Source organism: Campylobacter sp. RKI_CA19_01116 (assembly GCF_025771405.1).
GTDB lineage: Bacteria > Campylobacterota > Campylobacteria > Campylobacterales > Campylobacteraceae > Campylobacter_D.
This window is the reverse complement of sequence record NZ_JAKMQF010000010.1, coordinates 26,962-36,903: the sequence shown is the minus strand read 5'-3', so window position 1 is coordinate 36,903 and position 9,942 is coordinate 26,962. Positions and strand designations below refer to the sequence as shown.

8 protein-coding genes are annotated in these 9,942 nt (G+C 31.4%); 7 read left to right on the top strand and 1 reads right to left on the bottom strand.

What is annotated here, in order from left to right; genetic code table 11:
- Window positions 1-45: 45 nt before the first annotated feature.
- The gene (locus tag L8U41_RS07360; protein WP_263728201.1) at window positions 46-1,137 is read right to left on the bottom strand and encodes a CinA family protein; all 1,092 of its coding nucleotides are present in this window, start codon (window positions 1,135-1,137) and stop codon (window positions 46-48) included.
- Between the two features lie 100 nt (window positions 1,138-1,237).
- Here L8U41_RS07360 and ileS point away from each other — a divergent pair, with 100 nt between their 5' ends.
- The 7 genes from ileS (at window position 1,238) to L8U41_RS07325 (ending at window position 9,890) form a co-directional block, all read left to right on the top strand.
- Window positions 1,238-4,003, top strand: a complete 2,766-nt coding sequence (gene ileS / locus L8U41_RS07355; protein WP_263728200.1) for an isoleucine--tRNA ligase — start codon at window positions 1,238-1,240, stop codon at window positions 4,001-4,003.
- 99 nt (window positions 4,004-4,102) lie between these two features.
- Window positions 4,103-5,467: an Asp-tRNA(Asn)/Glu-tRNA(Gln) amidotransferase subunit GatA gene (gene gatA, locus L8U41_RS07350; protein WP_257939076.1), complete on the top strand. Its 1,365-nt coding sequence runs from the start codon at window positions 4,103-4,105 to the stop codon at window positions 5,465-5,467.
- Between the two features lie 10 nt (window positions 5,468-5,477).
- A complete protein-coding gene (gene guaB, locus L8U41_RS07345; RefSeq protein WP_263728199.1) occupies window positions 5,478-6,929 on the top strand; it encodes an IMP dehydrogenase in 1,452 nt (483 codons plus the stop codon).
- Window positions 6,929-7,102 (top strand): exodeoxyribonuclease VII small subunit, encoded by a 174-nt coding sequence (gene xseB, locus L8U41_RS07340; RefSeq protein WP_263664220.1) that lies wholly within the window; start codon window positions 6,929-6,931, stop codon window positions 7,100-7,102. Before guaB ends, xseB begins: the two co-directional genes overlap by 1 nt.
- On the top strand, window positions 7,095-7,883 hold the full coding sequence (locus L8U41_RS07335) for a carbon-nitrogen hydrolase family protein (protein ID WP_263728198.1): 789 nt from the start codon (window positions 7,095-7,097) through the stop codon (window positions 7,881-7,883). The genes xseB and L8U41_RS07335 overlap by 8 nt, the downstream gene beginning before the upstream one ends.
- 35 nt (window positions 7,884-7,918) lie before the next feature.
- Window positions 7,919-8,176 carry a hypothetical protein gene (locus L8U41_RS07330; RefSeq protein ID WP_263679625.1) on the top strand — a complete coding sequence of 86 codons (258 nt, stop codon included), beginning with the start codon at window positions 7,919-7,921 and terminating at the stop codon, window positions 8,174-8,176.
- Window positions 8,177-8,366: 190 nt separating this feature from the next.
- Complete coding sequence (locus L8U41_RS07325) at window positions 8,367-9,890, top strand: LTA synthase family protein (RefSeq protein WP_263728197.1); 1,524 nt, start codon at window positions 8,367-8,369, stop codon at window positions 9,888-9,890.
- The last annotated feature ends 52 nt before the right edge of the window (window positions 9,891-9,942 follow it).

Here is a 9,942-nt window from a genome sequence, read left to right as displayed (position 1 = left end):
ATATTTAAGTGGCGGGGTGTATTTTTGAAATACACCATTTTTTGTTTAAGCACCAAAGAAAATTTCAGGTTTTAATCTAAGTATTAAACAATATGCAGCCAAACTAGCTTGTTCTCTTGTGTAGTTTCTATTGCCTTGTATGTGAATGCATTCTTGTAAAAAGGTTCCATCTTTATACATAGCTCCTATGTAGATGGTACCTGCTTTGGTATTTTTATCATTTTCTTCCCCAGCTACCCCACTAAGCGCTAAAGCAAAATCACAATTTGTGGTTTTAAAAACCCCTTTTAACATAAAATAAATACAACGATCAGAGTATTCTCCAACACTTTCTAAGGTATCATTGCTCACCCCAAGCCAAGAATTTTTCAAACGATTAGAATAAGTCACCAAAGAGCCTTCAAAAATGCTAGAAATTCCAGAGATTTCAGCAAATTTTGAAGCACAAAGTCCTGCAGTACAACTTTCTGCAAAGGAAATTTTTAAGTTTTTTTCTAAAAGTTTTTTGGCTATAAATTTAATAGGATCATTTCCTAAAAATACTTTTCCTGCAAAAAGTTTAAAAACTCCCTTTAAAAAGCCTTCTAGTTTTCCATATTGACTAGCGCTTGCTCTAATACAAATGAGATTATCCAATAATGCACTTGAGCAAGTTTGAATTTCAAAAGAAGTAGTAAGTGTGCTAAGTAAGATATTTGCACTCATTTCATCTATATCTAAAAGACAAAAATACGCATAGTCAAGTTCAGGATTTTGCAAAATCAAAGGCAATTTTTGCTCTATATTTATATTTAATAAATTAATATGGCATTGCTCAAAAGAACTTAAAAAGGAATTTTTTTCACGCAAAGCTTTTGAGGGTACTAAAGTATCATTTTCTAAGATTAAAACATCATCATTTAAGGTTGCTATGATTTTAGCTATGGTTGCATAGTATTCACTAATGCTAAAAATGGTTATATAGCTATATTCTTTAGAAAGTTTTTCAAGTAAAAAAGGAAGTTCTTTATCAGGTTTGTTTATAAATTTTAACTCATGAAGCTCTAAAAACTGCTTTTTGTATTCTTCTTGTATATAACGCATATAATTTTCATTAATAATAATTTCATTGCCTATAATGATGATGAGATGTTTCATGATTTTCCTTTTTTTATTGCGATTATAACAAAAAAATAAGTGCAAATTAAAAGTATTTTAAGTAGAATTTACTATTTTTAAATTTTTCAAGGTGGATTATATGGATTATAAAGATACGCTATTGCTTCCAAATACGACTTTTGCAATGCGTGCAAATTTAGCAGAGCTTGAGCCTAAGCGTTTTAGCAAGTGGTTTGAAAACAACTATGCTTATGAGAAAATGAAACAAAAAAGACAAGGAATAAGCGAGAGTTTTACTTTACATGATGGCCCTCCTTATGCTAATGGACATTTGCATATTGGCCATGCTTTAAATAAAATTTTAAAAGATATCATCATTAAAATGCATTATTTTCAAGGTAAAAAAGTGCGTTTTACTCCTGGTTGGGATTGTCATGGTTTACCGATAGAACAGCAAGTTGAAGTTAAACTTAAAGATAAAAAGCAAAGTTTAAGCAAAAAAGAAATTCGTGAGTTTTGTAGAGAGCATGCGAGAGAATTTGTAAATATCCAAAGAGATGAATTTAAGTCTTTGGGTGTGATTGCTGATTGGGATGAGCCATACTTGACTATGAAAAATGCTTTTGAAGCAGATATTTACAAAGCTTTATGTAAAATCGCTAAAAAAGGACTTTTGTTAGAAAGAAGCAAGCCTGTTTTTTGGAGCTGGGCTGCTAAGAGTGCGCTAGCAGAAGCTGAAGTAGAGTATGAAGATAAAGAAGATTATTCTATTTTTGTAGCATTTGAGCTTGATAAAACTTCGGTTGAAAAATTAGGAGTTGAAAAAGCAAAAGCGGTAATTTGGACTACCACACCTTGGACTTTACCGGCAAATCAAGCTATATCTTTAAATCCAAATGAAAAATATGTTATCACTGAAGAAGGTTATATTTTTGCTAAAGCCTTGCTTGAAAATATGATCAATAAAAATTTCACTCAAGGAAAAATTCAAAAAGAACTTTTGGGTTCTGAATTTGAAAATTTAAGTGCTATTAATCCACTCAATCAAAGAAAATCCACTCTTATTTTAGGCGATCATGTTTTAATGGAAGGCGGGACAGGGCTTGTGCATACTGCACCAGGACATGGTGAGGATGATTATTACGTGTGCTTAAAATATGGCATTGAAGTGATTATGCCAGTAGATGATGGTGGGTGTTATGATGAAACGCTAAGAGCTAAAGGACTTTTACCAGAACATTTGCTAAATGAATTTATAGGACTTCATATTTTTAAAGCAAATGAGCGTATTTTAGAACTACTTGGCGAAGCTTTGCTTGAAAGTTCTAAATTTACACACTCTTATCCATTTTGTTGGAGAACACATAAGCCAGTTATTTATAGAGCTACAAAACAATGGTTTATCTTAATGGATGAGAAAAAATTAGATGGAAAATCTTTAAGAGAGCTAGCGCTAGAGCAGTTAAATAATGTGAAATTTTACCCAGAAAGTGGGGTAAAAAGACTTAGTTCTATGATAGAAAATCGCCCTGATTGGTGTATATCAAGACAAAGAGATTGGGGTGTGCCTATAGCGTTTTTTAGAGATAAAAGCACCAAAGAAGTGATTTTTGATGATGATGTTTTAGATCATTTGGTGGGAATTTTTGAAGCAAATGGAGCTGATGCGTGGTGGGATTTAGAAATAAAAGATTTATTACCGCCAAATAGCAAATATGATCCAAATAATTTAGAAAAAGTTTATGATATTTTAGATGTTTGGTTTGATAGTGGTAGTACTTGGGAGGCAGTATTAAACTCGGCTAGATATGATGCAGGAGAATATCAAGCTTCAATGTATCTTGAAGGAAGCGATCAGCACCGTGGATGGTTTCAAAGCTCACTTTTAATTTCAACTGCGATTAATCACAAAACCCCATATAAAAACATACTTACTCATGGCTTTACCGTTGATGAGAAAGGTCAAAAAATGAGTAAATCAAAAGGTAATGTGATCTTACCTCAAAATGTAGCTAAAAATTATGGGGTAGAAATTTTAAGACTTTGGATAATGCTTAGTGATTATTCAACGGACTTAAAAATTTCAGACAATATTTTAAAACAAGTAAGCGAGCAGTATAGAAAGATAAGAAATACTATAAGATTTTTACTTGCAAATACTAATGATATGGAATTTTTAGAAACAAAAAATTTCACACTTTTAGACAAATGGATCTTAATGCGTGCGAAAGTTGCTTTTGAAGCATGTGAAGCTGCTTTTGAAAAATATGAATTTGCAAAAGGCTTTAGTGTGCTTTTAAATTTCTTAAGTGCGGATTTAAGTGGAATTTATTTAGATGTGTGCAAAGATAGATTATATTGTAATGCAAAAGATGACACAAAGAGAGTAAGTGCGCAAAGTGCCATGGTGCTAATAGCTAGAAAACTTTTTGCGCTTTTAGCTCCAAGTCTAACTTATACCATAGATGAAGCTTTAGAGCATGCAAATGTGGCTATTAAAGAAAATGCTAAAGATGTGTTTGATTTGGTGTTAAAAAATGGCTTTGATTATGAGTATAAAATCGAAGATGATTTATTTATAAAATCAAGGGAAAAATTCTTTGAGCTTGTTGATGTATTAAAAAAAGATAAAATCATCAAATCAACTCTAGAGTTAAGCTTGCAAACAAGCGCAAATGAGCTTTTGAGTGAAGATATTGAAGAAGTGGCTGATTGGTTTATGGTGAGCTCAGTAGAAAGCTTAGATGAAAAAGAAGCTTTGAGCGAGTTTAAAATAGATGATCATAGTTTTAAAATTGTGCGTTCTTCATTATACAAGTGTCCAAGATGTTGGAAGTTTTTAGCAAAAGAAGAAGAATGCTTATGTCCAAGATGTAATAGCGTGGAAAAAGCAAAAAATGTTTGAGCAAGCTTTACCTTTTAGCGTGGTAGTGATTACTTTATTGAGCTTTTTATTTATCACGCTTTTTTTGTTTTATTTGGTTAAAAAATTTAAGGATAAATAATGGTAACTTTAAAAGAAGCTTTGAAATTTTCAAATGAAGAATTAGAAAATCTAAAAAAAGAATTAAATGAAAAAGCACATCAGCAAAAGCATTTGGGTGCTTATGTAGAGCAGTTTTTAAATAAAGATTTAAGCACTTCAGGCGCTGGCGTACCAGTAGCTATAAAAGATAATATTAGCGTAAAAGATTGGGAATTAACTTGTGGTTCTAAAATTTTACAAGGCTATGTAGCTCCTTATGATGCAAGTGCTATTGTGAATTTACGCAAAAATAATTTTGCTCCATTTGGAAGATGTAATATGGATGAGTTTGCTATGGGAAGTACGAGTGCGACTTCTTTTTATGGTAAGACTTTAAACCCGCTTGATAATGCCAAAGTCCCAGGTGGAAGTAGTGGAGGGAGTGCTGCTGCAGTTGCTGCGGGGATAGCTTTGGCAAGTTTGGGCTCAGATACGGGTGGTTCGGTAAGACAGCCTGCTGCATTTTGTGGTTGTGTTGGGTTTAAGCCAAGTTACGGAAGAGTTAGTAGGTATGGTTTAGCAGCGTATTCTTCAAGTCTTGATCAAATAGGAGTTTTAACGCAAAATGTTGAAGATGCTGCGATTTTGTATGATGCTATTGCAGGTTATGATGAAAAAGATAGCACAAGTGCAAACATAGCTTTTGAACCAACTGCACCAAAACTAAATGCAAATAAAAAGCTAAAAATAGCTGTGATTAAAAACTATGTAGAACAAACCAATGATGATGTAAAACAAGCCTTATTAAAAACCATAGATATGTTAAAAGCAAATGGACATGAGATTGTTTATAAAGACTTAATGGATTCTACATTTGATGTTGCAGCTTATTATATCATAGCAGCAGCTGAAGCAAGTGCAAATTTGAGTCGTTATGATGGTGTAAGATATGGTAGAAGAAGCGAAAAATGTGATAATCTTAGCCAAATGTATGTAAATAGCAGAAGTGAAGGCTTTGGCGAGGAAGTAAAAAGAAGAATTTTACTAGGAACCTTTGTTTTAAGTAGTGGGTATTATGATGCATACTATATCAAAGCACAAAAGGCTAGAAGATTTATCAAGCAAAAATATGAAGAAATTTTAAATGATTGTGATTTGATTTTTATGCCAGTTGCTCCAAGCGTTGCTTTTGGCTTTAATGATATTAAAACTCCGGTGCAAATGTATTTAGAAGATGTATTTACTATTTCAGTGAATTTAGCAGGACTTGGTGGTATTAGCGTGCCAGTAGGAAAAAATGAAAATGGACTTAATATCTCTGCGCAGCTTATCTGTAAAGCTTACGATGAACAAACTTTACTAGATGGCGCTTTAAGCTTAGAAGAAATTATTAAAAATAAATAAAGGAAAAATTATGAAAATCATCAAACGCGCTTTGACTTTTGAAGATGTTTTACTAGTTCCTCAATATTCTGAGGTTTTGCCTAAAGAAGTAGATATCAAAACAAAACTTACAAAAAATATTACCTTAAATATGCCTTTAATTTCAGCTGCTATGGATACGGTTACTGAGCATAGAGCAGCTATTATGATGGCAAGACTTGGTGGTATAGGGGTGATCCATAAAAATATGGATATAGCTTCACAAGTTAGAGAGATAAAAAGAGTTAAAAAAAGCGAAAGTGGCGTGATTATGGATCCTATTTACATAGGGGCTAAAGCAAGCGTTAAAGAAGCGCTAGAACTCATGGCTGAATATAGAATTTCAGGAGTTCCTGTGGTAGATGAAAATAAAACCCTAATAGGAATTTTAACTAATCGTGATTTGAGATTTGAAACTAATTTTGATAATTTAGTAGAAAATGTAATGACAAAAATGCCTTTAATCACTGCTAAAAAAGGCTCTACTTTAGATGATGCAGAAAGGATTTTCTCTACTAATAAAGTAGAAAAACTTCCAATCGTAGATGAAAATAATCGTTTAGAAGGTTTGATTACTATAAAAGATTTAAAAAAACGTAAAGAATATCCAAATTCAAATAAAGATGCCTATGGAAGATTAAGAGTAGCTGCAGCCGTGGGTGTAGGTCAGCTTGATCGCGTAAAGGCTTTAGTAGAAGCTGAAGTTGATGTTATAGTAATGGATAGTGCGCATGGACATTCTAAAGGTATTATTGATACATTAAAAGCAATTAAGGCTGAGTTTAATGTAGATGTGATAGTAGGAAATGTTGCAAGTGCTAAAGCGGTTAAAGATTTATGTGAAGCAGGCGCGGACGCTATTAAGATAGGTATAGGACCTGGTAGTATTTGTACTACGCGTATTGTTTCAGGTGTGGGTGTGCCTCAAATTTCAGCTATAGATGAATGTGCGATAGAAGCAAGTAAATACGGCGTGCCAGTAATCGCTGATGGGGGTATAAAATACTCAGGTGATATTGCAAAAGCTATTGCAGCAGGAGCAAGTAGTGTGATGATAGGTTCACTTTTAGCAGGAACTGATGAGAGTCCAGGTGAGTTATTTACTTATCAAGGAAGACAATATAAGAGCTATCGTGGTATGGGAAGCTTAGGTGCTATGCAAAAAGGAAGTTCAGATAGATATTTCCAAGAAGGTACGGCTCAAGATAAACTTGTGCCTGAAGGAATTGAAGGTAGGGTGCCTTATGTAGGAAGTATAAAAAGTGTAGTTCATCAACTTTTAGGTGGACTTAGATCTTCTATGGGTTATGTGGGTGCAGTAGATATCAAAGCTTTCCAAGAAAGAGCTGAATTTGTAGAAATCACCGCAGCAGGATTAAAAGAAAGCCATGTGCATGATGTAACTATCACAGCTGAAGCACCAAATTACAAGGTAAGTAATTAATGGAATTTGAAGATTATATCAAACAAGCTGAGCTTTCTTTGGAAAAACTTAATGATAAAGATTTAGACCTTAAAACTTGTGTAGAAATTTATAAAGAAGGTTTGAAAAGTATCAAGCAAGCAAGAACTATGCTTGAAAATGCTAAATTAGAAATCGAGCAAGTAGATGAGTAGTGTTGTAGCTTTGCAATTTCCGACTTTAGCTTTGAGTGAGTCAAGGCTTGATTATTATCTAAAAGCTGCTAAGGAAAGTGGTGCAAATTTGGTGGTTTTGGGCGAGTATGTTTTAAATAGCTTTTTTAGTGAGCTAAAAACTATGCCAAAAAGTATGATCAAAGAGCAAAGCCAAAGTAAAAAGGCAAGCTTGATAAAACTTGCTAAAAAATATGATTTAAACATTATTGCACCATTTATCAGTGTAGAAAATGATGGTTTAAAAAAACTATGCTTAAAGGTAGGCCCGCAAAATGTAAAAATGTATGAGCAACAAATTTTAATGCCTTATGCACACTGGAATGAAGAAAAATTTTTTAACAATAAAAAAACTGATAAACTTAAACTTTTTACTTTCACGCATGAGGGTTTAAAATGCGCTTTGCTTTTTGGCTTTGAGGCGCATTTTGATATCTTTTGGCAAATGATTATGAAAAAAAAGATAGACTTAGTCATCATTCCTACAGCTAGTACTTTTGAAAGCAATCAAAGATGGCTAGAGCTTTTAAAAACAAGAGCCTTTTTAAACTCAACAAGCATTTTAAGGGTTAATCGCATAGGTAGCCCAAAGCAAGAAAATGATTGGAAATTCTATGGAGATAGCTTTTTTATCAATGCTTTTGGGGAAGTGCAAGAACAACTTGGTGATCAAGAAGAAATGCTTGTGATAGAAGTTAGCAAAGCAAATGAGGCTAGAAATTTATGGGGCTTTGATAAGCTTGTGAAAAATTATGAAGAGTAATCTTTTTAACAAGAAAATATTATTAAAGGTGTATAATGAGAAAAATTTTATTGCAAATTCTTTCTTTTAGTTTTATTTTTATGGGAATTTTTGCTTTAGTTAGGTTTTTGATGATAAAAAATTTAACCAATGAAAGTGAAAATACCTTAATGGTATATGTATATGGACTAGGTCATGATATGAGAACCTTTAGTGCTATTTTTTTACCTCTATTTTTGTGTGGTTTATTTTCTTATATAAGTTTGGTTTTTAAGGATAGAAAATACCACGCTACGGGGGGGGGTAATCGCTAAATTTTATATTTATCTTTCTAGTTTTTATGTAGCTTTTATAGCTTTTGTTGCTTTAATTTCTGCGTTTATACATTATTATTACTTTCAGCTTTATGCAAGCAAAATTGATATTTTTATTTTTGGTTTAAAAGATGATAATACTAAGGCGATATTATCTATAGTTTTTTCTGATTATCCCATTATAAAAGCATTGTTATTAGCTGTAATTTTTAGCGTATTTTGTTTTTATCTTAATATTAAAATTCTTAGCTTAAAACTAGAGACTATTAAAGTAAAACTAGTATTTTTTGTTTTATTAAACATTTTGCTAATTTATGCTTATGTTATAGCGCTAAGAGGACATTTTACTTATAATGCATTGAGAGCTTCAAATTATGAATTTAGCACCATAAAAGCTTTTAATGAAATTTCTACAAATCCTTTGATGGCTTTTTCATGGGCATATAAAGAGTATAAAAATCAACAAGAATTTAAAAGCGTGGATATAAAACAGCTTAATCAACTAGAAGAAAAGCTTTTTCCTATGTTTGATACTACTTTGATACACCAAAATCATGCTAAAAATCATATTTATATTAATATTATGGAAAGCTTTGGCTTAAATTTAGCTGAGTTTAGTACTGAAAATACTAATCTTTTGGGAAATTTAGAAAAACATTTTGAGCAAGATATTATTTTTACTAGATTTTTATCCAGTGCAAACAATACCATAGAAAGTTTTAATCGTTTAGTTTTTTTAAGTCCAAATATTATTTCAAATGGATTGTATCAAAAAGAAAAATTAGTCTTTACACCTTTGCAAATTTATAAAAATGCAGGATATAAAATAGTTTTTGTTTATAGTGGTAATGCTTCTTGGTATAATCTTGGCAATTATTTTAAAAATCAAGGTGTAGATGAAGTTATAGATGAAAATACGCTTATGCAAGATTTTCCACAAGCTAAAAAAACAAAACACAAATACGGTATAGCTGATGAGTTTATGTATAAAAAAATATATTCTATATTTGAAAATGCTAAAAATCCTACGCTAGTTATTTCTCTTAGTATTTCCACTCATAGACCTTATATACACAAAAGCAAAACACAACTTATCGATGAGAATGCTTTAGATGAAAAAATATTAAGTCAATTTATTATTAGTGATTCTATAGGCGCTTTAAATGCCTATGCGTATGCAAATGATGAATTTGGAAAATTTTTAGATCGCATAAAAGAAAGTAGTTTGAGAGAAAATATTATTATTGCTGCTACAGGTGATCATAGATTTAGAGATATTAAAATGGATATAAAATCCCAAAAAGCTTTTGCTTATAGTGTACCTTTTTATTTATATCTTCCAAAGTATTTAAAAAATGATATTTATTATGATAAAAATCGTGTGGGTTCGCATAAGGATATTTTTCCAACGCTTTATAATCTTACTCTTAGTGATACAAAATATTTAAGTTTAGGAGGAAGAGATATATTAGCACCTATAAAAAACGAAAAGCTAGAATTTGGTTTTAATGAGCTTGTTTGGATTGATCAAAATGGAGTGTATGATGGAAATAATGGTTATTATTTTGAAAATAATACTAGTATAAAAGATACAAATAAGGCTTTTGAGTTAGATTTATATCATAAAAATTTTTCAAAAAATTATAAAGACTTGTTTCAAAAGCAATTAAATTATAGACTAATTAATCTTAAAATATCAAACAATGGTGATTAGATTTTATTTATAAAGATTTTTTATATTTTATTTTTAGTAAATAAATGATAAA